Source organism: Bradyrhizobium manausense, assembly GCF_001440035.1.
GTDB classification, from domain to species: domain Bacteria; phylum Pseudomonadota; class Alphaproteobacteria; order Rhizobiales; family Xanthobacteraceae; genus Bradyrhizobium; species Bradyrhizobium manausense.
The window spans coordinates 433,637-457,584 of record NZ_LJYG01000112.1 but is presented as its reverse complement, the minus strand read 5'-3'; the positions used below and the strand labels follow the sequence as shown (position 1 = coordinate 457,584).

Annotated in this window: 22 protein-coding genes and 1 pseudogene; 17 read left to right on the top strand and 6 right to left on the bottom strand. The window is 63.8% G+C overall.

Annotated features, from left to right (window positions below):
- Positions 1-18: 18 nt before the first annotated feature.
- Entirely contained in the window at positions 19-1,344 is a 1,326-nt protein-coding gene (locus tag AOQ71_RS38730; protein WP_057758514.1) for an NAD(P)/FAD-dependent oxidoreductase, read from the bottom strand.
- A gap of 133 nt (positions 1,345-1,477) precedes the next feature.
- Between AOQ71_RS38730 and AOQ71_RS46750 the strand changes: the two genes are divergently transcribed.
- The 11 genes and pseudogenes from AOQ71_RS46750 to dusA all read left to right on the top strand — a co-directional run bounded on the left by AOQ71_RS46750 (position 1,478) and on the right by dusA (position 13,882).
- Positions 1,478-1,702, top strand: coding sequence for a hypothetical protein (locus AOQ71_RS46750; RefSeq protein WP_205668303.1), 225 nt, complete (start codon positions 1,478-1,480; stop codon positions 1,700-1,702).
- Positions 1,703-1,998: 296 nt separating this feature from the next.
- On the top strand, positions 1,999-3,690 hold the full coding sequence (locus tag AOQ71_RS38720; protein WP_057758510.1) for an ABC transporter ATP-binding protein: 1,692 nt from the start codon (positions 1,999-2,001) through the stop codon (positions 3,688-3,690).
- Positions 3,687-5,357 (top strand): peptide ABC transporter substrate-binding protein, encoded by a 1,671-nt coding sequence (locus AOQ71_RS38715; RefSeq protein ID WP_057758509.1) that lies wholly within the window; start codon positions 3,687-3,689, stop codon positions 5,355-5,357. The genes AOQ71_RS38720 and AOQ71_RS38715 overlap by 4 nt, the downstream gene beginning before the upstream one ends.
- A gap of 73 nt (positions 5,358-5,430) precedes the next feature.
- Entirely contained in the window at positions 5,431-6,381 is a 951-nt protein-coding gene (locus tag AOQ71_RS38710) for an ABC transporter permease (RefSeq protein ID WP_057758507.1), read from the top strand.
- Between the two features lie 38 nt (positions 6,382-6,419).
- On the top strand, positions 6,420-7,298 hold the full coding sequence (locus AOQ71_RS38705) for an ABC transporter permease (RefSeq protein ID WP_057758505.1): 879 nt from the start codon (positions 6,420-6,422) through the stop codon (positions 7,296-7,298).
- A 290-nt stretch (positions 7,299-7,588) separates the two neighbouring features.
- Entirely contained in the window at positions 7,589-8,461 is an 873-nt protein-coding gene (locus tag AOQ71_RS38700; RefSeq protein WP_057758502.1) for a GNAT family N-acetyltransferase, read from the top strand.
- 11 nt (positions 8,462-8,472) lie between these two features.
- A pseudogene (locus AOQ71_RS38695) lies at positions 8,473-9,662 on the top strand (alanine racemase).
- A 22-nt stretch (positions 9,663-9,684) separates the two neighbouring features.
- Positions 9,685-11,148: an aldehyde dehydrogenase family protein gene (locus tag AOQ71_RS38690; RefSeq protein WP_057758500.1), complete on the top strand. Its 1,464-nt coding sequence runs from the start codon at positions 9,685-9,687 to the stop codon at positions 11,146-11,148.
- The gene (locus AOQ71_RS38685) at positions 11,145-11,363 is read left to right on the top strand and encodes a hypothetical protein (RefSeq protein ID WP_057758498.1); all 219 of its coding nucleotides are present in this window, start codon (positions 11,145-11,147) and stop codon (positions 11,361-11,363) included. The genes AOQ71_RS38690 and AOQ71_RS38685 overlap by 4 nt, the downstream gene beginning before the upstream one ends.
- Before the next feature lie 53 nt (positions 11,364-11,416).
- Entirely contained in the window at positions 11,417-12,739 is a 1,323-nt protein-coding gene (locus tag AOQ71_RS38680; protein WP_057758496.1) for an NAD(P)/FAD-dependent oxidoreductase, read from the top strand.
- A 114-nt stretch (positions 12,740-12,853) separates the two neighbouring features.
- A complete protein-coding gene (gene dusA, locus AOQ71_RS38675; RefSeq protein ID WP_083514792.1) occupies positions 12,854-13,882 on the top strand; it encodes a tRNA dihydrouridine(20/20a) synthase DusA in 1,029 nt (342 codons plus the stop codon).
- Positions 13,883-13,886: 4 nt separating this feature from the next.
- Here dusA and AOQ71_RS38670 read toward each other — a convergent pair whose 3' ends face one another.
- The 5 genes from AOQ71_RS38670 to AOQ71_RS38650 all read right to left on the bottom strand — a co-directional run bounded on the left by AOQ71_RS38670 (position 13,887) and on the right by AOQ71_RS38650 (position 18,672).
- Positions 13,887-14,441 carry a TIGR02281 family clan AA aspartic protease gene (locus tag AOQ71_RS38670; RefSeq protein WP_057758494.1) on the bottom strand — a complete coding sequence of 185 codons (555 nt, stop codon included), beginning with the start codon at positions 14,439-14,441 and terminating at the stop codon, positions 13,887-13,889.
- Between the two features lie 28 nt (positions 14,442-14,469).
- Positions 14,470-14,673: a DUF1289 domain-containing protein gene (locus AOQ71_RS38665; RefSeq protein ID WP_057758492.1), complete on the bottom strand. Its 204-nt coding sequence runs from the start codon at positions 14,671-14,673 to the stop codon at positions 14,470-14,472.
- Positions 14,674-14,718: 45 nt separating this feature from the next.
- Positions 14,719-16,314 (bottom strand): sensor histidine kinase, encoded by a 1,596-nt coding sequence (locus tag AOQ71_RS38660; protein WP_057758491.1) that lies wholly within the window; start codon positions 16,312-16,314, stop codon positions 14,719-14,721.
- Positions 16,315-16,449: 135 nt separating this feature from the next.
- Positions 16,450-17,727 carry a sodium:proton antiporter NhaD gene (nhaD, locus tag AOQ71_RS38655; protein WP_057758489.1) on the bottom strand — a complete coding sequence of 426 codons (1,278 nt, stop codon included), beginning with the start codon at positions 17,725-17,727 and terminating at the stop codon, positions 16,450-16,452.
- Between the two features lie 12 nt (positions 17,728-17,739).
- The gene (locus AOQ71_RS38650; protein WP_283809636.1) at positions 17,740-18,672 is read right to left on the bottom strand and encodes an NAD(P)-dependent oxidoreductase; all 933 of its coding nucleotides are present in this window, start codon (positions 18,670-18,672) and stop codon (positions 17,740-17,742) included.
- A gap of 133 nt (positions 18,673-18,805) precedes the next feature.
- On the opposite strand from AOQ71_RS38650, the gene AOQ71_RS38645 reads away from it, so the two are divergent.
- From AOQ71_RS38645 to AOQ71_RS38615, 6 genes are all read left to right on the top strand, one after another.
- Positions 18,806-19,243, top strand: a complete 438-nt coding sequence (locus tag AOQ71_RS38645) for a VOC family protein (RefSeq protein ID WP_057758485.1) — start codon at positions 18,806-18,808, stop codon at positions 19,241-19,243.
- A 60-nt stretch (positions 19,244-19,303) separates the two neighbouring features.
- The gene (locus tag AOQ71_RS38640) at positions 19,304-20,446 is read left to right on the top strand and encodes an Mrp/NBP35 family ATP-binding protein (protein WP_057758484.1); all 1,143 of its coding nucleotides are present in this window, start codon (positions 19,304-19,306) and stop codon (positions 20,444-20,446) included.
- Between the two features lie 193 nt (positions 20,447-20,639).
- Positions 20,640-21,731: a TRAP transporter substrate-binding protein gene (locus tag AOQ71_RS38635; RefSeq protein WP_057758482.1), complete on the top strand. Its 1,092-nt coding sequence runs from the start codon at positions 20,640-20,642 to the stop codon at positions 21,729-21,731.
- 414 nt (positions 21,732-22,145) lie between these two features.
- Positions 22,146-22,352 (top strand): YgaP family membrane protein, encoded by a 207-nt coding sequence (locus AOQ71_RS38630; RefSeq protein ID WP_057758481.1) that lies wholly within the window; start codon positions 22,146-22,148, stop codon positions 22,350-22,352.
- Between the two features lie 5 nt (positions 22,353-22,357).
- Complete coding sequence (locus AOQ71_RS38625; RefSeq protein ID WP_057759068.1) at positions 22,358-22,903, top strand: RNA polymerase sigma factor; 546 nt, start codon at positions 22,358-22,360, stop codon at positions 22,901-22,903.
- Between the two features lie 277 nt (positions 22,904-23,180).
- Positions 23,181-23,684, top strand: a complete 504-nt coding sequence (locus AOQ71_RS38615) for a methyltransferase family protein (RefSeq protein ID WP_057758478.1) — start codon at positions 23,181-23,183, stop codon at positions 23,682-23,684.
- The last annotated feature ends 264 nt before the right edge of the window (positions 23,685-23,948 follow it).

Genomic DNA, 23,948 nt, shown 5'->3' with positions numbered 1-23,948 from the left:
GGACGGTGGAAACTGCCTTTAGAACTCGCTGACCTTGCCCCAGGCGCTCATTTTCAGCCGCTCCGGCCTGTAGGGGCGCGGATCGACAATGGGAGGACTGCCCGTGATGATGTCGGCGATCATATGCCCCGCGCCTGGGCCAATTCCAAAACCGTGGCCGCTGAACCCCGCCGCAAGAATGAAACCTGGAATCGATTCAACTTCACCGATTGCGGGAATGCCGTCCGGCGTGCTGTCGATGTAGCCGGCCCAGACGTTCGAGATCGCGACGTGCCGGAGTTCCGGCACGAGCCTGCAGGCTCTTCGGTGCGTCAGCCGAATCTGCCTCATGTCAGGGCGCGGATCGAGCGTCCGGTTCAGCTCCATCGGGGTCACCGCATCGAGACGCCATTTCGCCAGGGATTCATGGCCCTGCCTCAGGCCCTCGAAAGCCCCGGGGCTGAGACTTCGCCACCGGCGCGCGAACATGGGCAGGAATTCGCGGCCGAACCTGAACTGCTGCGGCGTCGGATCGACCCGCGCACGCCCGCTGATTGCCAGCGTGTATCCGCCATTGCCGCGTCGCGTGGCCGATACCAGCCCGGCGTACAGGGCATCAGGCAGCCCGGCCGCGCCGGGAGCCAGGGCGAGAATGGAAGAGCGCACGGATGCCTGCGGAAAGCGAATACCAAGCTGGTTGCAAAACGAAGACGCCCACGCGCCTCCTGCCATGACCACCGTTTTCGTCCGGATCGTGCCGGCTTCGGTCACCACTCCGCTGACCCGGCCGGCAGTGAGCTCTATGCCGCGCGCCGCGCAATGCTGGTGCACGGTGCCGCCCGCCGCCATGATCGCACGCGCCGCGATGGGCACGGCCTTTGAGGTGTCCGCCGTCCCATCGGTTGGCGAGAATACGCCTCCTTTCCACTTGCGACCGGTCATCTTGCCTCTCGCGTTCGCCTCCTCGGCGCTCAACATGTGCGTCGTAACGCCGACGGTCCTGGCGAAGTCGCGCCACTTGGCCCAGCCGGCCAGCTCATTTTCGTCGTTCGACAAGTACAGCAGACCGCAACAGCGAAAACCGATATCCTCACCCGTCTCCTCGGCAACTCGCTCCCAGAGCGCGAGGCTCTTGGTTGCAAGCGGCAGCTCGCGAGCGTCGCGGTTCTGCTGGCGGCACCATCCCCAGTTGCGGCTTGATTGTTCGGCGGCGACGCGGCCCTTTTCAAGCAGAGCGACCTTGAGGCCGCGACGGGCGAGATAGTAGCTCGTGAATACGCCCACCACGCCGCCGCCGATGACCACGACGTCTGCCTCACGAGGCAAGGACGGACTGGATTCGATATGCAGGAGCGGTGCGCTCATCGGACGGTGATCTCCAGTGGTTGCCGTAGCGTAACCGAGGAGTTGCGGCAGGCCCGGCGGACTTTGGTCATGGGACCGAATATCCTGCGGTTTGCTGCCTTTGACACAGGCAATTATTGCGACAATTCTTTGCATGCGCCGCAGTTTGCAGGACGAGGCCGATGCGGGTGACCCTGCAATCCATCGCGCGCTCTCTTGGCAGGGCGCCACAGCGGGCTTGGCCGCGCAGACTGAAATGCCAAATCAGACTTCGTTTTCAGAAGTTCCTGCTGCTTCGACGCCGGCTTTCGGCGACTCCGGGGTGATCGAAATCGTCAAGATCGGCAGAACCAACCGATCGATGGGTCGAGGTCCATAGAGGCAACTTGCATGAGCCTTGTCCAGGAGCAGGCCTTCGGAAGTGATCAAGTCGTGACGCGGATGCCATCTGAGCTTCGCTTCGATCGAGTTGGCCAAATTGGGTGGCGCTGCGTTCTGGGCATCTGCTCTTGCTTCTTGCGCGAAGAGGCCTGAATCATGTCGCAGCCTCCAACGAAGGAATGGCAAGTTGAGCGGCGAATTATTGACTTGTCCCAGGAGCGTGGAGGCGCAAGGAGCCGAAGGCGCCGGCCGCAGCAAGATGACGGCACTGGCTTGAAAGAGGAGGATGCTCGCATGGCCTCTGGCATCCAGGCGGCAAGCCCCGTCGATGTCGCGCTGTCGGTGCGCGAGCTGACCGTGAGTCTGCCGGAAGGAATGGAGCGGGCCTACGCCGTCGAGAACATCTCTTTCGATCTGAAACGCGGACAGATTCTCTGTATCATCGGAGAATCCGGATCGGGCAAGTCGGTCACCGCCAACGCGATCATGGGTCTTCTCCCGAAGGCGATCCGGGTCTCCTCGGGTGAGATCCGCCTGGATGGGATGAATATCGTAGGCCTCTCGGCCGACAAGCTTCGCAGCCTGCGCGGCCGCGTCGTGTCGATGATCTTTCAAGACCCTCTCTCGGCGCTCAACCCGCTGATGACCGTGGGTGCGCAGATCGAGGAGGTGATGGCCGCGCACGATGTCGGCACGCCGGCGTCCCGTCGCAGCCGGGCCATCGACCTGTTGATTGAAGTGGGTTTGCCCGACCCGCAACTCATGTATCACCAATATCCCTTCCGGCTTTCGGGCGGACAGCGGCAGCGGGTCATGATCGCCATGGCTCTGGCCCTCGAGCCTGCGATCCTGATTGCGGACGAGCCGACCACCGCACTTGATGTCACGACCCAGGCGCAGATCCTGCAATTGATCCGCGACATACAGCGCCGCAAGGGGATGAGCGTCATGTTCATCACCCACGATTTCGGCGTCGTGGCCGAGATCGCCGATTACGTCGTGGTGATGGAGAAAGGCCATTGCGTGGAGCAGGGCGGTGCCGCGCAAGTCCTGAAGTCGCCCAGCCACCTCTATACGCGGCGCCTGATCGCGGCCGTGCCGCACCTGACCGGTAAGGACCGTGTTGCCTTGGACGCTGCCGACAGGGAACCCATCCTGAAGGTTGAAAGCCTCGTAAAGACCTATCGTAGCGGCAGCGCACTTTTCCGTACGCAGCGCATCGTGCCCGCGGTCAATGGCGTCACTTTCGATCTCTCGTCGGGGCGCACGCTGGGCGTCGTCGGCGAAAGCGGCTCGGGGAAATCGTCGCTCGGCCGGCTGCTGATCAAGCTTATGGAGAGCGACAGCGGCTCGATTCGGTTCGAGGGCCGCGACCTGGCTGGGCTTTCTGAAGCCAAGTTTCGGCCGTTGCGGCCAAAAATCCAGATGATCTTCCAGGATCCTTTTGCTTCGCTCAATCCGCGATCGACGGTCGGGCAAATTCTGACAGTTGGTCCCGTCGCGCATGGGATGCGCTACAGTGAAGCCGACGAGCGGGCGCGGGAGCTTCTGACCCATGTCGGCCTCGATTCAGGAGCCTTCGACCGCTATCCACACGAGTTCTCCGGCGGGCAGCGCCAACGCATCGGCATCGCCCGGGCGCTGATGTTCAAGCCAAAGCTGCTGATTGCCGACGAAGCGGTCTCTGCGCTCGACGTATCGATCCAGGCCCAGATCCTGAAACTGCTGGACCAGATTCAGCGCGAGACGGGCGTCTCGATGATCTTCATCACGCATGATCTGCGCGTCGCCAGCCAGATCTGCGACGAAATCGCCGTCATGCATCGAGGACAAATCGTGGAACGCGGTCCGCCGTCCCAGATCTTTCTCGCCCCGAAATCCGGTTACACGCGAGAGCTGGTGGCGGCGATCCCGGGCGAGCAGCCCGGAAGCATGCCCCAACATGAAGGCTACGTCGAGAACCCCAAGCAAGGAGAGTCGTTATGATCAAGCGGTCTGCGGATACATCGAACTACTCGCGGCGCGATGCCCTGCGAATGGTGGCGTTCGGCGGAGCTGCTGCCTTCATCACGCCGAACCTCCTTGGCGAGCCCGCCTTCGCTCGTAGCTCTGCGGCAAAGCCGAGCGGCCGCGTGATCGTCGGGCTCGGACAAGAGCCGACCGTATTCAATCCGCTGATGGCCCACATCGAAGTCGATGACGGCGTGCATTTCTCGGTTTTCGACGCGCTCTTCCGCATCGATCCTCAAGGCGCCATTCAGCCCAACCTTGCGGTGGAAGTGCCGGACCAGAAGAATGGGGGCATCTCGCAGGACGGTCTCCAGTGGCGCATTCGTCTGCGTGACGACGTTCGCTGGCACGATGGCAGGCCTTTCGGTGCCGAGGACGTGAAGTTCACGCTCGAGCTGATCACGAATCCCGACTTCCGGGCCTGGCGTACCGCCGGACATGCTCTCGTGCGCGACATCACCGTGATCTCACCGACGGAGATCTCGTGGCGAATGGAAGAGGCCTTTGCGCCGTATTTGTCGTTCCTGACCGAGACCTTCATCGTCCCCAAGCACATTCTCGGGGCGGAGGCCAATCCGAACAACGCCGCCTTTAACCAGGCCCCGGTCGGCACCGGTCCGTTCAAGTGGGGACAGCGCGTCGCCGGCGATCATCTCGAGCTTGTGGCTAACCCCGACTATTTCGGTGAAGGCCCTCACATCGAGAGGCTGGTCTTCAAATACATTCCCGATCTCACCGTCCTCTACACCCAATTCAAGAGCGGCGACATCGATCTGGTGGGGCAGCCCTACATCACACCTGATCACTACGGGGAAGCCAAAACGCTGCCGAACCGCGTCGTGACCCTTGTCCCGAGGACCTCATTCGAGTCCTTCTACCTGAACCTCGAGCGGCCGCAGTTCAAGGAGCTTGCGGTCCGCGAGGCGCTTTACGCGGCGATCGACAAGGAGGCCATCATCCAGGGGCTCTACTATGGAGTGCCGGCCCCGACAGAGACCTTCATGCCGCGGCAGTCCTTCTTCTTCAACGCCAATCTGCCGCTGCACCAGTTCGATCTCAATCGCGCGCGCAAGATCCTCGATCAAGCCGGCTGGGCGCCGGGAGGCGACGGCATTCGCACCAAGAACGGCGTTCGTCTGTCCTTTACCAATTCGACCACGTCCGGCGATCCCTTGCGCGAACAGGTGCAGCAGTACCTGCAGCAGACGTTTGCTCAGCTGGGGGTCGAGATGAAGATATCGAACCTGCCCGCCGCCGTGATGTGGGGCGAGTTCTGGGGGCAATCAAAATTCGATTCCGTCATCGTCGGCAGCACCTACTTGATCGGCGCAGACCCCGACGTAACCAATCGCTTGCACTCGCGGTCGATCGCCGCGAAGGGCGGCCGCGGCTCGAATAATGCGCAGTATGCGAATCCGGAGGTCGATGCGCTGCTCGACAAGGGCGCGCGCACCTTCGATCCTGAAGCCCGGCGCGCGATCTACGCTCGCGTCCAGGAACTGGTCCGTCGCGACCTGCCCTTCCTTCCGTTGTACCAGAGCAATGCGGTCGAAGGCCTCAAGAAAGGGATCAACGGCTTCGTGCCGAACGGCAATACGCGCACGGAATCGTGGAACGCGCTGGCTTGGTATTGGGCAAGCTGATGTGCTGCCGGCCGAGGCCCTGTGGCCGAGATCGGCGCTGGAGTGATGCTGCAACGCCAACATGGTGACTCGAATGTCCGGGTTCCTGCTCAATCGTCTCTCGCAGAGCATCGTGCTGCTGGTGATCGTCTCGATCATCGGCTTCACCGTTCTCAACCTCATGCCAGGCGGTCCTCTCGCGCAGTTCGGGCTCGATCCGGGCATGACGCAGAAGGATGTGGAGCGGCTCGCGGCGCAGCTCGGGCTAAACCGACCGCTATGGATTCAGTATCTCGATTGGGCCTGGCGGCTGCTCCAGGGCGATTGGGGACACTCATTCCGCGACGGCTCTTCGGTGCTGGCGGTGATTGGTCGGCACCTGCTGGCGACGCTGCTGCTCATGGGCACGTCCACCGCATTTGCGATCGCGCTCGGCGCCTGGGTCGGAATCCGCGGCGCCACTCACCGCTATTCCCTGTTTGACTACTGCGCGACCGTCGGCGCCATGGTCGCCCTGTCGGTTCCGACTTTCTGGTTCGGCCTCATTGGCATCTACATCTTCACCCTGAAGCTCGGGTGGGTTCCTGCAGGCAACATGTACACGATCGGCGACGGCTCGGTGCTGGACTATCTGCACCACCTGATTCTGCCGAGCCTGGTGCTGTCGCTCGTTCACGTCGCGATCTGGAGCCGCTACATGCGCACGGCGACACTGGATGCACTGAGCCAGGATTTCGTCAAGACGGCGCGCGCCAAGGGCGTCAGCGAACGCCGCATCCTGCTGAAGCATGTCGTCGGCAATGCATTGCTGCCGATGATCACGCTGGCAGGGATGCAGCTGCCCAGCATCCTGACCGGCGCATTGGTCACCGAGACGGTCTTTACGTGGCCGGGAATGGGTCGGCTGTTTCTCGATAGTCTCGGTTACAGCGACTATCCCGTCGTGATGGGGCTGTTGATATTCTCGGCCATCCTGGTCGTGTTGGGCAACCTGATCGCAGACATCATCATCGCCACCGTCGACCCGCGCATTCGCCTGGGCTGAGGCCGCGGCGTGACGCCTGATAACAGGAGGCAGCAGATATGACCGTCATCGCCGCGCCCGCTACTCCGACTCGCTGGTGGCACAGCCGTGCGGTGTCCCGCTTCACGCGTCATCATCTGGCGCTCGTTGGGATCGCGATGATCAGCCTGCTCGTGCTGGCGTGCGTCCTCGGTCCCTATACCTTGCCTTACGATACCCTCCAGATCGACCTGCGCGCGCGCTTTGCTCCACCTCTCAGCGGTCAGCACTATTTGGGCACCGACCCCTTGGGACGTGACCTGGCCGCACGGCTCTTGATGGCCGGGCGCATCTCGCTGCTGGTTGGTTTCTCCGCGATGTTGCTGTCAACGCTGATCGGCACCTTGGTGGGCGTGACGGCCGGCTATCGCGGTGGCTGGGTCGGGGTGGCGCTGATGCGTACCGTGGACGGCTTCCTGTCCTATCCCTCGATCTTCCTCGTCCTGGCGCTGGCCGCGACGCTGCGGCCGAGTCCCGTCATGATCACCGTCATCATTGCCGTCACGAGCTGGATGGAAACTGCCAGGATCGTCGAGGCCGAAGTCCGTTCGCTGCGCGAGCGCGAGTTTGTCCAGGCTGCACGCATGGTGGGGCTCAGCGGGAAGCATATCATGTTCCGCGAGATCTTGCCCAACGCCATGGGTCCCATCATCGTGGCCGCAAGCCTGGCGGTCGCCCGCGCGATTCTGCTGGAAGCCTATATCAGCTTCCTCGGCTACGGCATCCAGCCGCCGCTGCCGAGCTGGGGCAACATGCTCAACGGCGCCCAGCAATATCTGGCGAGCGCTCCATGGCTCGCGATCATTCCCGGTGCCGCAATTACGATTGCGGTGACGAGCTTCAACTTCATCGGCGACGGTCTGCGAGATGCCCTCGACGTTCGAGACGACCACATTTGATACGTCGAGCCGAGCCACGCTGATCATACGAGACGCAAACGCCATGCACGCGCCGAGAGTTGACGAGAAGGCGACGCCCTATTGGTGGGACGCCTCACCGCCGATGCCAGCAGATTGATCCTGTTGCCGCATCATCAATGAAATTCTATGCCGAACTTTGCGCCAGCCCGGCGGCGTAATGCCGTCGGACCCAAGTTACGCTGCGAACTGCGCGGGGATCATGAGGTGGCCTCGCGCTATCAGGCATTGGCGATGAGGCCGGCAAACCCCGCAAGAGACGTCGACTCAATATGACAACCGCAGCTTACCAGGCCGAAGGTCGCGACAATGCGGACGTGGCCCTGCTTCCTTTCTCCAGATCGCATCTGGAAGGCGCGCTGAAGCTCTCGCAGGAGATGTCCTGGCCCTACCGGATCGAGGATTGGGACGTTGCGCTGCAGTTGGGCTATGGCTTTGTTCTGCAGCGCGGTGGGACGGTGATCGGCACCGCGGCGTGGTGGCCGTACGGGGAGACGCATGCGTCCGCCGGCATGATCATCGTCGCGAAGGCCGCTCAGGGCCGCGGCTATGGGGCGCGGCTGATGGATGCGTTGCTGACGTCCGCGCGGCCGCGGATCATCTCGCTGAACTCGACCGCCGAAGGCGTCACGCTTTATCGCCGCCGCGGCTTTGTGCCGACCGGGATCATCCATCAGCATCAGGGAATTCCACGCCCAAGCCACGAGACGCCGCGACCTGGCCTCCTCAGGCCGATGGCCGCATCGGAGTTCGGAGCGATCGCGCGGCTCGACCGCATTGCTACGGGGTTGGAGCGGCGGCAGTTGCTGAATCGGCTGTTCGATAGTGGTGACTGTTATGTCCTGCTGCGTGACGGCATACTTTGCGGCTACGCCATCTCTCGTCTTTTCGGCCGCGGGCACGTCATCGGCCCCGTGGTGGCCGAAAGCCCGACCGATGCACGCGCGCTGATCGAATCCGCGATTGCGCGGCTCGGCCCTGTCTTCGTCCGGATCGATACTCCGGCCTCCTCGCAACTCGGGGAATGGCTCGATAGCATCGGGCTGCAACGGGTCAGTGATGCCACCACCATGGTGCTGGGGACACCGGCTCCATGGACTGGACCGGCCCGCATGTTCGGGCTCGCCAACCAGTCATTCGGATAGGGGACATCGGGATGCTGCGCGTCGAGGACAGAACTGATATCCCAGATGCCGGTCCGGGCGAGACGGTCGCAACGGTCGGTGCGTTGGCAACACCGGCTCTCCTGCTCGACAAGGACCGCCTGGACCGCAATCTCGTGCGCCTGTCCTCTCGTATGGCAGGGCAAGGCGTCGTGCTGCGTCCCCATATGAAGACGGCGAAATCCATTGACGTCGCCCAACGCGTCTATCCATCGGGGGCGGGACCAATCACCGTCTCAACCTTGGCGGAGGCGGAGTATTTCGCGCAGCATGGATTCCGGGATATCACCTATGCCGTGGGACTTTCTCCTCACACCGCCGACAGAGCAATGCGCCTGCGGAAAGCAGGCGTCGACCTCAAGGTGCTGCTCGATTCGCCGGAGCAGGCGGCCATGCTTGGCGCGACCGGTCGCGCAGCCGGTGTGACACCATCCGCCTTCATCGAGATCGACTGCGACGGTCACCGCGGCGGGCTGACGGCGACCGATTCCAAGCTCATCGCCGTCGCGGCGGCGCTCGCCGAGGCTGGCGTCAAGATCGCCGGCATTCTCACCCATGCCGGCGAATCCTACGGCCTCAGCAGGCCCGCGGCCCTTGTCGCGGCTGCGGAGAACGAAAGGGCCGTGGCCGTCGCCGCCGCAACGACATTGCGCGCGGCGGGGCATGAATGCCCTGTCGTGAGCGTCGGCTCCACGCCCACCGCCCATTTCGCCGAAGACCTGACCGGCGTCACGGAAATGCGCTGCGGCGTCTACATGTTCTTCGATCTGGTCATGCACGGCGTCGGCGTCTGCACCACCGACGACATCGCCATCTCGGTGCTCGCCACCGTGATCGGCACGAAGCCCGAGAAGGGCTGGATTTTGGTCGATGCAGGCTGGATGGCGCTGTCACGCGACCGCGCACCGCGGCACAGCGGGTCGACCAGGGCTACGGTCTGGTCTGCGATGTGGCCGGCAAGATTTATCCCGACCTGATCGTTTCGCAAGCGAGCCAGGAGCACGGCATCCTCGCCATCAGGCCCGGGTCAGCGCAGTCTTTACCTGACCTTTCGATCGGCGCGAAGGTCCGCATCCTTCCCAACCATGCCTGCGCAACGGCCTCGCAACACGAATTGTACAACGTCGTCTCCGCCGGCAGCGACGCGATCGAAGCGCGATGGCCCCGGATGCGCGGCTGGTAGGCCGTCGAAAGGATCGCTTCCAATGACCTCGCCCCTTCGACATCTGACGGAAGCCGGCTTCCTCGGAAAATTCTACATCGACGGAGAATGGCGGAATCCGATCGGATCAGTCGCGGCAGCAGCAACCGTCGTCAATCCGGCGACGGAGCAGCCGATCGCTGACGTCGCGCTCGGCGATGACGATGACGTGGACTGCGCCATCGCAGCCGCCAGGCGAGCCTTCGCCGGCTGGTCCATGACACCGCCTACTGACAGGGCGGCGCTGCTCGACCGGATTCACGCCTTGCTCCTTGAGCGGCTGGAACTGTTCGCGCAGGCGCTGACGTGCGAGATGGGAGCTGCCATCACCTATGCGCGCCGAGCCCAGGTGCCGCTGGCCGCCGAACATATCCGTGTCGCACGCGACAATCTCGCGAACTATCCGTTCGTGACCCCACGCGGCAGCACCGCGATCATGCGAGAGGCGATTGGGGTCTGCGGTCTCATCACCCCCTGGAATTGGCCTCTCTACCAGATCACAGCCAAGGTCGGCCCCGCGCTCGCGGCCGGTTGCACGGTGGTGTTGAAGCCGAGCGAATTGTCGCCCCTGAGCGCCTTGCTGTTCGCCGAGGTGATGGACGATGCCGGTTGTCCGCCCGGCGTCTTCAACCTCGTCAATGGAACAGGTCCGATCGTGGGCGCTCGTCTGGCGTCGCATCCGCAGGTGGACATGATCTCGATTACCGGCTCGACGCGCGCTGGCGTTCTCGTCGCGCAAGCGGCAGCGCCCACCGTCAAGCGCGTTGCCCAGGAGCTCGGCGGCAAGTCGCCGAATATCATCTTGCCGGACGCCGATCTCAGCCGCGTTGTTCCGCTCGGCGTCGGCGCCGCCTTCCGCAATCTCGGTCAATCCTGCAGCGCACCGACCCGCATGCTCGTGCCTCGCTCACACATGGAAGGGGTCGAGACCTTGGCGGCCGCGGCTGCTTCAGAACTGGTTGTGGGCGATCCCCTTGTGGAAAGCACGACTCATGGTCCGATTGCTAACCGGCCGCAGTTCGAGCGCGTGCAGACCATGATCGATATCGGTCTGAAGGAAGGCGCCAGGCTCGTCATAGGCGGGCCGGGGCGGCCTGAGGACCTTCAGACCGGCTTGTATGCGCGACCGACCATCTTCTCGGACGTCCATCGCGACATGAGGATCGCGCAGGAGGAGATCTTCGGCCCGGTGCTGGCGATCATTCCCTACGACTCGGTGGACGAAGCGATCGCGATCGCCAACGACACCGTCTACGGCCTCGGCGCCCATGTGCAGGGCACTGACATGGAGAGGGTGCGGACCGTCGCCGGGCAGATCCGTTCGGGCCAAGTCCATCTCAACTATCCCGACTGGGACCCCAACGCACCTTTCGGCGGCTACAAGCGCTCCGGCAACGGCCGGGAATACGGCGTTGAGGGCATGGAGGAGTATCTGGAGACCAAGGCCGTCCTCGGATTTTATCGATGAAGGCGAGCGATCTACCGGGGCAATCGATTGAGATCGGGGGAATTTCCGAGGGCTACATGCGCGATCCAACGGACGAGCATGTCGCGCCGCCCTTCGCCGAATTGGGACTCGGCCGGGGCTTGAGCAGCATCGTTCGATCAAGCGGTCAAAAATCCGTACATCTTGCGAAGTCCGAGATGATTTCAGCACATTCTATCGCGCGCCTGATGCGATGAAGGCAGATCGGGATTTTGCTTCCGCATTCCCGGCAGCCGAGGTTCGTTGAAACATGTCGCCCCAAGTCGCGCGCATTCACAGCGATGAGCGTCTCCCAGCCGAGGCCGACGTCGTCATTGTCGGCGGCGGCATCCTCGGCTCTACGGCCGCCTATTACCTGGCGAAGCGCGGCCTCTCCGTGGCGCTCCTCGAGAAGGGCCACGTCGCCTGTGAACAATCGAGCCGAAACTGGGGTTGGTGCCGCCAGCAGAACCGCGATCGCCGCGAATTGCCGCTCTCGGTGATCTCCATGCGGCTGTGGGACGAGCTCACGCGCGATATCAATCGGGATCTCGGATTTCGACGCTGCGGTCTCGTCTATGCGACCCACGACGAGGCCGTGCTCGCCGGCTGGGAAAGGTGGCGCGAGGTCGCCAGGGAGTACGACGTCGACACCCGCGTGCTGAGCCGGGCGGAGGTGGCCGAGCGCGTCCCCGAAGCGCGCGACAAATGGGTCGGCGGCACCTATTCGGCTCGGGACGGCAAGGCCGAACCTGCGCTTGCCGCACCTGGTATCGCCGAGGGGGCCAGAACTCTGGGCGCCACAATCCACCAGGGATGCGCCGCGCGGGCGCTCGACTTGGCCAATGGCAGGATCGTGGGCGTGCAGACGGAGAAGGGCTATATCAGAACCAGCGCGGTGCTGTGCGCGGCCGGCGCCTGGTCCTCGCGCCTGCTTCGGCCGCTCGGGATCAGTTTCCCTCAAGCGAGCATCCGTCAGACCGCGCTGCGCTCTACCCCGACAATCAACATAGGCGAGGCGGTCTCCACTCCCTACTGCACGATCACGCGCCGCCTGGACGGCAGCTATACGCTTGCGATCAGCGGCAAGGCGAACCTCGAAATCACGCCTCAGGCTATCCGGTATAGCCGGGAATTCATGCCGCAGTTCATGCGTCGCCTGAAGAACGTCAGGCTCGGCGTCGGCCAATCGTTCGTTTCGGGGCCGGATTCAATGGCGGCGCTGCTGACCAACGACAACAGGATCTTCGAGCGGAATCGCGTGCTGGATCCTGCGCCCTTGAAATGGCTGGTGAGCCAAGTGGTGGAGAGTGTCCGGAAAACCTTCCCCCAACTCGGCGAAATCAAGATCAATAGCGCGTGGGGCGGCTTCGTCGATTGCACGCCGGATGCAGTTCCTGTGGTGTCGCAGGTGGACGGGGTGCAGGGCCTCGTCCTCGCAGCGGGCTGCTCGGGTCACGGCTTCGGTTTGGGCCCGGGGCTCGGCTATCTGGCCGCAGAGCTTGTGGTTAACGACACGCCTTGCGTCGATCCCACACCGTTCCGGCTCTCGCGTTTGGTCGACGGCTCGAAGCTGGACATCGCCGCGATCTGACGATCCGGCCGCTGATGGAACAGATCGCGGCCTCTTTATTCCAGTTGAACCGGAAGTGCGTTCAGGCAAAGGATATGCGCGCTTCAAATGGCCAGCGGCGAATGCCCGCTTTTAATGGCCCAGCCGATTGGAGTGGGGTGTAAGTTTTTGAAATCGCAAAGCTATCTCTTTTCCGTGGCTCCAATGATGGATTGGACCGACCGGCATTGCCGGGTGTTCCACCGCCATCTGACTCGGCGGGCGTTGCTGTACACGGAGATGCTGACCACCGGCGCCATCATTCATGGCGATCGGGAGCGGCTGCTCGGCTTTGACGCGGTGGAGCACCCGGTAGCGCTTCAGCTTGGCGGATCGGATCCTGGTGAGCTCGCGAAAGCTGCGCGGATCGGCGAACAGTTCGGCTATGACGAGATCAATCTCAATGTCGGCTGTCCGTCCGACCGCGTAAAGGATGGTCGCTTCGGTGCCTGCCTGATGGCGGAGCCGGATCTCGTCGCGAGATGTGTCGACGCGATGAAGGGCGCGGTCTCCGTTCCCGTTACGGTAAAGTGCCGCATCGGCATCGATGACCAGGATCCGGAAGTCGCGCTGGATACGCTGGCGCGCGCCGTCGTGGCTGCAGGCAGCGACGCGCTGATCGTGCATGCGCGAAAAGCGTGGCTGAACGGTCTGTCGCCGAAGGAAAACCGCGACATCCCGCCGCTCGATTATGATCGTGTCTATCGGCTCAAGCGCGCGATGCCGGATGTGCCTGTCATCATCAATGGCGGCGTTCTCGGTATCGAGGAGGCGAAAGCGCATCTTGCGCATGTCGATGGCGTCATGCTCGGCCGGGCCGCCTATCAGGAGCCGTGGCGGCTGCTCGCCGTCGATAGCGACATCTTCGGCGAAGTTGCGCCGCGTGCGACGATGCAGGACGCGTTCGAGGCGATGATGCCTTATATCGAGACGCAGCTCGCGCGCGGTACGCGCCTGCACGCCATCACGCGGCATTTCGTCGGCGCCTTCCACGCAGTGCCCGGCGCGCGGGCCTTCCGTCGCCATCTTGCCGAACAAGGCGTCAGGCCGGGAGCTGGGGTTGATGTGCTGCGCGATGCGATCGCGCGTGTTGGGGCACGCGCGCCGGCGGAGGCGGCAGCCTAGGTCCTCAATCCACTGCCGTGCGGGCGCGGCGATGGCTACTTTGCAGTTCCGGATAGCCCGTGAGCATCAGCGTGTCGGAGCGCACGCCCCAGCTCTCGAGGCGATCGAGGAAGCTCATGCCGAGCAAATTGGTCTTCATCTGCCCGCGCTGCACGACGAGGGCCGGCACCGATTTCTCGACGAGATGGCCGACGGCGAGACGATCGAGCGTCAGCCGGGCTGCCTTGGTGTGGCCGCCGGCCGTTTCGAGGTCGACGTCGTATTCGAGCATCTCGAGTGGCAGGCCGATCGCCTTTGCGGTCTCCCAGGTCAGCACCACGGAGGTGGCGCCGGTGTCGATCACCATCGGCGCGGCGACGCCGTTGATCTTGGCGCGCAGCGCAAATTCTCCACCCTGACCGCGCTGGATCTGCACGGCGGGGGCGGGCATCGCGGTCTGCGCGCGGAAAATGTGTGAGACCGTGTGGCTTGCGCGCGCGATCTGGTCGGGATCGCCATACGCGACGACAGCGCCCGCGGTTCCTGCCAGCAGGATGAGAACGAGCAGGAGGCGGATCATCGCACGCCTCCGATGGCCCGGACGCCGGTCAGGCGCGTTTCGGCAATCCCGCGATCGGCAAAAGGCCGGCGTCCGCCATGCGCGCCGGCAACAGCGCCATGACGGCGAGCCGTTCGACGCTCTCCATGGCGTGCCAGCGCGCGATCTCCGGCAAGGTCCGGCCGCAGCCGAAGCACAGCTTGGTTTTGGGATCGATCATGCAGACGGCGACGCACGGAGTTTCTTTGCTCATACGGACATAGTGAAGGAATATCGGGCATGTCGGCAAGCATGTGTTTTACGAGCCCGTGCCTGCGCTCATAATCGGTCTGTGGCGCGGCCGGCGCCTCTCGTCGGCAACGGTGGAGTTGTCCGGCTGCAGTGGCGGCGAATCCTCCGACAGCGGCGCCAGCGCGCTCATCACGCGCTCCGGCGGGAAGGTGACAATCACCTCGGTGCCGATGCGCAGTTTCGACTTCAGCGTGAAGGTGCCGCCATGCAGATCGATCAGGTTTTTGGCGATGGGCAGGCCGAGGCCCGCGCCCTGTTCGGCCGATTTGATCGAGTTGGAGCCCTGGCCGAACGAGGCGAGCACGACCGGGATCTCGTCCTCGGGGATGCCGGAGCCGGAATCCCTGACCGAGAGGTACTGGCCTCCCGAGGCGGTCCAGCCGGCCTTCAGCCAGATCTCGCCGCCCTGCGGGGTGAACTTGATCGAGTTCGAAAGCAGATTGAGCACGACCTGGCGGATCGCGCGCTCGTCGGCCCAGAGCCGCGGCATCGCCTGCTCGAACACTTCGTGGATGGTGATGCCTCGGCTCGAGGCGCGCAGTTTCATGAGATGATGGCAGTCGGCGACGATGCCGACCAGCGACACCGCTTCCTCGTTCAATTCGTAGCGGCCGGCCTCGATCCGCGACAGATCGAGGATCTCGTTGATGAGGTTGAGCAGATGCACGCCCGAATTGTGGATGTCGGCGGAATATTCCTTGTAGACCGGCACCGCATGCGCACCAAAGATCTCGCTTTTCATCACCTCGGAGAAGCCGAGGATGGCGTTGAGCGGCGTGCGCAGCTCATGGCTCATCTGCGCCAGGAAGCGCGATTTCGCCACGTTGGCGGATTCGGCGCGGTGCCGCGCTTCGTCCGAGATCGCCTTGGCCTGTTCGAGCTCGCCGATCAACGCGTCCTTCTCGGCCCGCGCCTCCAGCGTCGCGAAGGTCGATGAGTGAAGACGATGCGCCAGCAACGCGAAATAGCCTTCGGCCGCGAGCGCGAGCGCGGCCAGGATGTAATTGTCCAGCGAGCCGGTCATCGCAAAGCTCAGCGCCATTGCGACCGCAACAGGCGCGGTGGCGGCGAGGGCTGCGATCGGCAGATTGGCGGCAAGCATGCTCGACACTGCGATCACCAGCAGCATCAGGAACATCATCAGCGTTTCCGTGACCATGTCGAGCACGGGATGGATCAGGATCGCCATCCAGCACAGGCCATAGAGCAGGTCGAGCACGACGAAACGTGTCCGCCAGGCGCGCGTTGCCGCCGGCGAGGCCGGCTCTGCCAGGAAGCGGCGGCAGCTGCGGATCATCGCCGCGTGAAGGCAGATCATGCCGGCGGTCCAGGCGGCGGCGGGGATCGGCTGCATCCACAGTCCGAACAGCACACCGGTCGCGACCACCAGCAGCATCACGACATAGGATGCCGATAGCCGCGTCTGGGCATATTGGCGCAGCAGCTCGGCGTCGAAGGCCGGCCGGGTTCCGCTGGTCGACGTTAACTTGTCGCGTGCCTCGCGGACCCGCTGCGACGCAGCCCTTCGGCTGCTCGCTGATGGAGCGCCGACCGGCGCGGCCGGAAGCTGCACTACCTCAGGCTTTTCAGCGGGGTTACTCATCAAGCAACAACGATTCCTGCCCGCGTCGGACGCGCGCCTTCTGCATTGTCTATCTCTGGCAAGAAATCCTTAAGAGGTGACTTAAGGAGCTAAAGAATTACGTTAACGGGGCATTAATTTGGGTCGGGCCGCCGCTCAGTGCAGCCACGCATGCTGCGCGACATAGACCACGGCGCCAGCCAGATAGCCCGCAAGCGCCGCGCCCGCGATGCGTCGGGCGTACCAGAGGAACTCGATCCGCTCCAGCCCCATCGCGGCCACGCCCGCCGCCGAGCCGATGATCAGGATCGAGCCACCGGTGCCGGCGCAATAGGCGATGAACTCCCAAAGGAAGCTGTCCGTCGGGTAGTGGCCGAGGTCGTACATGCCCATGGTCGCCGCGACCAGCGGCACGTTGTCGATGATCGCGCTGAACAGGCCAAGCACCACGACGATGACGTCCTGGCGGCCGATCGTCGCCTCCAGCCATCTGGCCAGCATCGTCAGGAGGCCGGCGTGTTCGAGGCAGGCGACCGCGAGCAGAATGCCCGTGAAGAACACAATCGAGCCCATGTCGATCCGGGTCAGCGCATGCCCGAGCGAGAGGGGCTGGCGCACGTGCTCATCCTTGTTGCGGTGAAGGACCTCGCCGACCAGCCAGACGATACCGAGGCCGATCAGCACGCCCATGAAGGGAGGCAGATGCGTGAGCGTCTTGAAGGCCGGCACCGCAATCAGCACGCCGAGCCCGAGATAGAACATCAGGTTACGTTCGAACCGGTCAACGGCGAGCACTCCATCCTCCGATTGCGGTGCCGCGATGGTCTTGCCCCTGAGCGACAGGCTGATGAAGGTGAGCGGCACGAGCAGGTTAACCAGCGAGGGCAGGAACAGCGCGCGCATGATCTTCAACGGCGTGATCTGGCCGCCGATCCACAGCATGGTGGTGGTGACGTCGCCGATCACGGTCCATGCGCCGCCGGCATTCGCCGCGATGACGATGAGGGAGGCGAATAGCAAGCGGTCGTCGCGCCGGGCGATCAGGCGCTGGATGAGCGAGATCATGACGATGGTGGTCGTCAGATTGTCCAGGATCGCGCTGAGGACAAAGGACACGAAGCCGACCACCCATACCAACGTGACCTGGCTCGTCGTGTTGATGCGGGAGGTGATGACCTCGAAGCCGTCATGGGCGTCGACCACCTCGACGATCGTCATCGCTCCGATCAGGAAGAACACGATCTGCGCGGTGGCCGCGACGGACTCGTCGAGCTGATGACTGACCAGCGCGTGATCCCTGATCGTGACCGCGTAGATGGTCCAGAGCAGACCCGCGCCGAGAAGCGCGGTCGCGGTCTTGCTGATCCCGAGGGGATGCTCGAGCGCGATCGCCGCATAGGTCACGACGAAGATTGCTGCGATCGCGGTCAGCAAGGCAGTATCAGGTCAGCGATTGAGGCGCGCGAGCAGGCTCGACGTATCCCAGCGCTTGCCGCCCATCTTCTCGACCTCGGCATAGAACTGGTCGACCAGCGCGGTGACCGGCAGGCTGGCGCCGTTGCGGCGGGCTTCGGCGAGCGCGATCGAGAGATCCTTGCGCATCCATTCGACCGCGAAGCCGAAATCGTACTTGCCCTCGTTCATGGTCTTGTAGCGGTTCTCCATCTGCCAGGACTGCGCCGCGCCCTTGGAGATGGTCTCGATCACGGCCGCGACGTCGAGGCCGCTCTTCTTGGCGAAGTGGATACCTTCCGAGAGGCCCTGCACGAGGCCGGCGATGCAGATCTGGTTGACCATCTTGGTCAGCTGGCCGCTTCCGGCGGGCCCGAGCAGCTTGCACATCCGTGCATACGCGCCCGTGATGATCGGCTCGGCGCCGGCATAGGCATCCTGCGCGCCGCCGCACATCACCGTCAGCACGCCGTTCTCGGCGCCGGCCTGACCGCCGGAGACGGGCGCGTCGATGAACTTGAAGCCGGCCTTGGTCGCCGCCGCGTCGAGCTCGCGCGCGACTTCTGCTGAGGCGGTGGTGTGATCGACGAAGGTCGCGCCCTTCTTCATGCCGGCGAATGCGCCGTCGGGGCCGATCGTGACGGCGCGCAGATCGTTGTCATTGCCGACGCAGCACATCACGAAATCCTGGCCCTCGGCGGCAGCCTTCGGGGTCGGCGCCGTCTTGCCGCCGAACTTGTCCGCCCACTCCTTCGCCTTGGCCGCGGTGCGGTTGTAGACGGTGACCTCATGGCCTCCTTTTTTCACGAGGTGTCCGGCCATGGGGAAACCCATCACGCCGAGACCGAGGAAAGCGACTTTAGCCATATGTGTGTCCGTAGCTCGAGTTTTACGGTTGCAGCCGGGCGAGGGGCGCCAGCCGAGGATCCCTAAGGTTCCGCCTGAGGGGGAACGGGCGCACCATAAACCGTTAGGGGCGGAGGGCAACGGCTTCGTTTGGCGGCCTCCTGTGCTAGGATGACGGGCCTCAAGGACCTGCATAAAAAAAGGGAGCAAAGGCATGGGCAGCGTGAGCGTTGGCGTCCTCGATCATTTCAATATTCGGACCCGGCATCTGGCCGACACGGTACGCTTCTACGAGGATGTGCTGGGCCTCGAAAAAGGACCCCGACCGAATTTCGCCTTCCCGGGGGCCTGGATGTACAGCGAGGGCAAGCCGGTCGTGCACCTCGTCGATATTTCCCCGACCTCCGAGCCGCAAAAGCCGGATTCCGGCGTGGTCCACCACGTCGCCTTCGTCAGCCGGGGCTTCGACGGCATGAAGCAGCGGCTGGCTTCCAAAGGCATGAAATTCGACTCCCGCCAGGTGCCCGGCGGCGAGCTCTGGCAGATCTTCGTCCATGACCCCAACGGGGTCATGATCGAGCTCAATTACGAGGCGGCCCTGGAGCAGGGGACCGCGCCCAAGGAGATGGCTGACGATATCGGCAGGCGGTAGCAGTAGCCTTTTGGCCGTTTCCGCTCTAATGGGGCATCTTGAACTTCCAGGAGATGCGCTTTGAGCGTGACGCAGCAACAGGTCCTCGACAGCCTCGCCAAGATCAAGTCGCCCCGCGGGGTCGCGCTCACCAATGCCAATGTGCTGAGCGCGATCAGCGCGTCCGATGGCAAGGTGTTCTTCTCGATCAACGTCGATGCCGCCGAGGCGCGGGCCTGGGAATCCGTTCGGGCCGAGGCCGAGGCCGCCGTGCGCGCGATTCCCGACGTCACCACCGTCATGGTCGCCCTCACAGCCGAGCGCAAGCCTGGCAGCACGCCGCCGCCACCCCCGCAGCCGGGCCGTGGCACACCAGGCGTGCAACCGCTGCACGCCCACAAGCCGCCGCCACAGGGCGGCGCCCAATCGCCGATGGCGCGGCAGTCGGAAATTCCGGGCGTCGCCGCCGTAATCGCGGTCGCCTCGGGCAAGGGCGGCGTCGGCAAGTCGACCACCGCCCTCAATCTGGCGCTCGGCTTGCGCGACCTTGGCCTCAAGGTCGGGCTGCTCGACGCCGACATCTACGGCCCCTCGGTGCCGCGGCTGACCGGCCTGCACGAGAAGCCGGAGCTGAATGGCGAGCGCAAGATGATTCCGCTGCGGCGCTTCGGCCTCGCCATCATGTCGATCGGCTTCCTGGTCGAGGAAGAGACCGCGATGATCTGGCGCGGGCCGATGGTGATGTCGGCGGTGACGCAGATGCTGCGCGATGTCGCATGGGGCACGCTCGACGTGCTCGTCGTCGACATGCCGCCGGGCACGGGCGATGCGCAGCTCACGCTGGCGCAGAACGTGCCGCTGAAGGGCGCCGTGATCGTCTCGACCCCGCAGGACCTGTCGCTGATCGACGCGCGGCGTGGGCTGGCCATGTTCAAGAAGGTCAACGTGCCCGTGCTCGGCATCGTCGAGAACATGAGCTATTTCCAGTGCCCGCATTGCGGCACGAAATCCGACATCTTCGGCCATGGCGGCGCGCGCCACGAGGCCGAGAAGCTCGGGGTACCGTTCCTCGGCGAGATCCCGCTGCACATGGCGATTCGCGCCACGTCCGATGCCGGCAATCCCGTCGTGGACAGCGAACCTGGTGGCGCGCATGCGGCGATCTATCGCGCCATTGCGGGACAGGTCCGGGACCAGCTCAAGGGCGCGATTTCCGCAGCCTGAGCCTGATGTCTGGGGACATGCGACTTTCGTCGCCCCCCGTCATGCCAATGTCGCGTTCCGTGGCAAGGGCTTCCGTGTTAAACGCCACGGCAGCAAAGCCCCTTCGGTTCGACGCGGCTCAATCCGTGTCGCCGGAACGAGTGGCAGCAAAGAGGAAGTTCGGGGACACGCCCCAGCAAGGAGAGACCTGAAAATGAAGCGTCGTGATTTTCTGAAAGTGTCGGCAGCAGGCGCGGCGGCGTCAGCCGCGGTGGCCTCGCCGGCGATTGCGCAGTCCTCGCCCGAGATCAAGTGGCGCATGACGTCGAGCTTCCCGAAGTCGCTCGACACCATCTATGGCGGTGGCGAGCAGCTGGCGAAGTACGTCGCCGAGATGACCGACAACAAGTTCCAGATCCAGGTGTTCGCCGCCGGCGAAGTCGTCCCCGGCCTGCAGGCGCTCGATGCGACCTCGAACGGCACCGTCGAGATGTGCCACACCGTCTCCTACTACTATGTCGGCAAGGACCCGACCTGGGCGATCTACGCCTCGGTGCCGTTCGGCCTCAACGCGCGCCAGCAGAACTCCTGGTGGTACCAGGGCGGCGGCGCCGAGCTCGGCAACGAGTTCTTCAAGAAGTCGAACGTGATCGGCTTCGCCTGCGGCAACACCGGCACCCAGATGGGCGGCTGGTTCCGCAAGGAGATCAAGACCGTTGCGGACCTCTCCGGCCTGAAGTTCCGCATCGGCGGCATCGCCGGCCAGGTGCTCCAGAAGGTCGGCGTGGTGCCGCAGCAGCTCGCCGGCGGCGACATCTATCCGGCGCTGGAGAAGGGCACCATCGACGCCGCCGAATGGGTCGGCCCCTATGATGACGAGAAGCTCGGCTTCGCCAAGGTCGCCAAATACTATTACTATCCGGGCTTCTGGGAGGGTGGTCCGATGGTCCACGCCTTCACCAACCTCGACAAGTGGAATTCGCTGCCGAAGAACTACCAGGCGATCCTCACCAACGCGGCGGCCAACGCCAACAGCTGGATGGCCGCGCGCTACGACATGCAGAACCCGGCGGCGCTGAAGCGACTGGTCGCCGGCGGCACGCAGCTGCGTCCCTTCACCAACGAAGTGCTGGAAGCCTGCCTCAAGGCGACCAACGAGCTGTGGGCCGAGCTGTCGGCCAAGAACGCCGACTTCAAGAAGTCGATCGACGCGATGCAGGCCTACCGCTCCGACGAATATCTGTGGTGGCAGGTCGCCGAGTACACCTACGACAGCTTCATGATCCGCTCGCGCACCCGCGGCTGATCCTCGACCAGTCTGCCGGACTGAATAGCCCGGCCTCGTTCGCGAGGCCGGGCTTTTTCGTGGGCGAGGCGGCAGGCTTATTCAAAATCTGCAAAACAACCCCATGCACAGTAGAAGCCGGTGAGGGCGCAATGACGCGCGGATGGCGTTGGGCTTGACCCGTCGGGCAAAACAGTGGCATAAAGCGATAATCGAATAATCCGAAATCCGCGTGTGGCTCAAGTCGGCTCATAGAGGTTCGACAGCCAGACCATTTGAAGATGGCCCGGGGGCTGCGCCCGACGCCCGCGCCTACCTGCCGAAGCTCGCACCCCTCAAAAATTATTTTCTGGGCCGTGACCCCGGCGCCGCGTTTGCACCCTCTTGTCTGGATGAGGACGCCATAGCGGCGCGTCACAACCGGAGCACAGAACCATGTGGTACAGGAAGAACGTTGGCGGGTGGGAGCGCGCAGCCAGGCTGATCGGCGGTGGCTTGATGCTCATCTGCGGCATGGTTGCGCTGCACGCTTCGCCCCTCGGGCTACTGCTCAGCGGTGCGGGTATGGTGACGCTGGTCACTGGCGTGTTCGGCTATTGTCCTGCTTGCGCCGTCGCCGGGCGCGAGCCACTGGAGGGGTGACCGCCTTGGCGCGCGTATCAGACGATCTCTTGCTCGCGGCACAGTCGGGCGACCGGCGTGCGCTCACACAGCTGTTGGTGGTGCTGCAGCCGGACATTCGACGCTACGCCCGGCGCCTTTGCTACCGCGCCTCGCTGATCGAAGACGTGGTGCAAGAGGCACTCATCGTCGTGTACCGGCGCGTGGGCACGATCCGCACTCCAGCCGCACTCGCGGGCTGGCTGCTGACCGTGATTGCGCGCCTTTGCATGCTGCCGGCGCTGATGCTGATGCGCGGAGTCGAGGAACTCGCCAGCCAGGAGGAGTCGCGCGAGCTCGCAAAGGTCCCATCGGACGAGTTGCGCATAGACTTGGTCGACGCGATCGAGTCGCTTTCGCCGTCGCATCGCGAAGTGCTGCTGCTGCGCGATCTCGAAGATCTGACGATTGGCGAAATCGCCCGGCGCCTCGGCGTGACGCGCGAAGCGGCCAAGAGCCGCCTGCGCCGCGCCCGCACATTGGTGCGTGAGTATCTGCTCGACACAAAGGACAGCGGACGAGAGAGCACATGAATTATCTTCGTGGAATCGGCATGTTCGGCAGCGCTTTCCTGGGCGCACACCTGATGCGCGGCGCAGCTGCGGCGGCGCTGCTCGCTTGGGCCATCGTCGATCAGACCGCGCACCCCTGGCTAGCCTTGGGCGCGGGCGTTGCCGCCTTCGTCGCGTTACGGGGATGCCCGATGTGCTGGACTGTGGGCCTGGTCGAGACGCTTGCGCAAGGCCGTCGCGGACCAAAGGATGCTCTTTCAAGAAAGTGTGCCGCCAGCGAAAGCATCAGGGGATCGCCATGCAAAGGGTGAGTGCGGTCTTGGGCTCTGCACTCTTCTTCCTGGTTGCGCCGTGTGTGCTCGCAGGGCTGATCCCGTGGTCGATGACCCGCTGGGAGTTTGGGCCTGCTTTTCTCGGCGTCGATCCAATCCGCTTCGTTGGCGTTACATTGATTATCGCCGGAGTGCCCGGAATTCTGGATTCATTTGCCCGTTTTGCACTGGAGGGGCTGGGGACGCCCGCTCCGATCGCGCCGCCACAGAAGCTCGTCGTGACCGGCCTTTATCGCTATGTGCGTAATCCGATCTACATCGCGGTCGTCGCTGTCGTTTTTGGGCAGGCCCTTTTGTTTGGGGATTGGCGTCTCCTCTGGTACGGCGCGCTGCTCTGGCTTTTCTTTCATGTCTGGGTGGTGATGATCGAAGAACCGACGCTGAAGCAAACATTCGGCACGGAGTATGAGAACTTTCAGACGAGTGTGCCGCGCTGGATTCCGCGGTTGCCGCCATGGCTCAACACATAAGGGAATGACGACTGGCAGTATCAAGCAGGTAGAGCCGCGGCGCTTGCAAGGCGGGCGACTACGCCGAGAATTGCTGCTTAACCGCACCCGTCCTTGACCACCGCGGCTGCGAATTCGATCAACGCCCGGGTCCGCGCGAAGCGCGGCCCGATGACAGGCTCCCCGAAGCAATCCAGGCTGGCTCTTCGCAAAGGTTCTGGATTGCTTCGCTGCGCTCGCAATGACGCGTGGACGGAGCGCGGTCCTGGGGGACGGGAAGCTCGG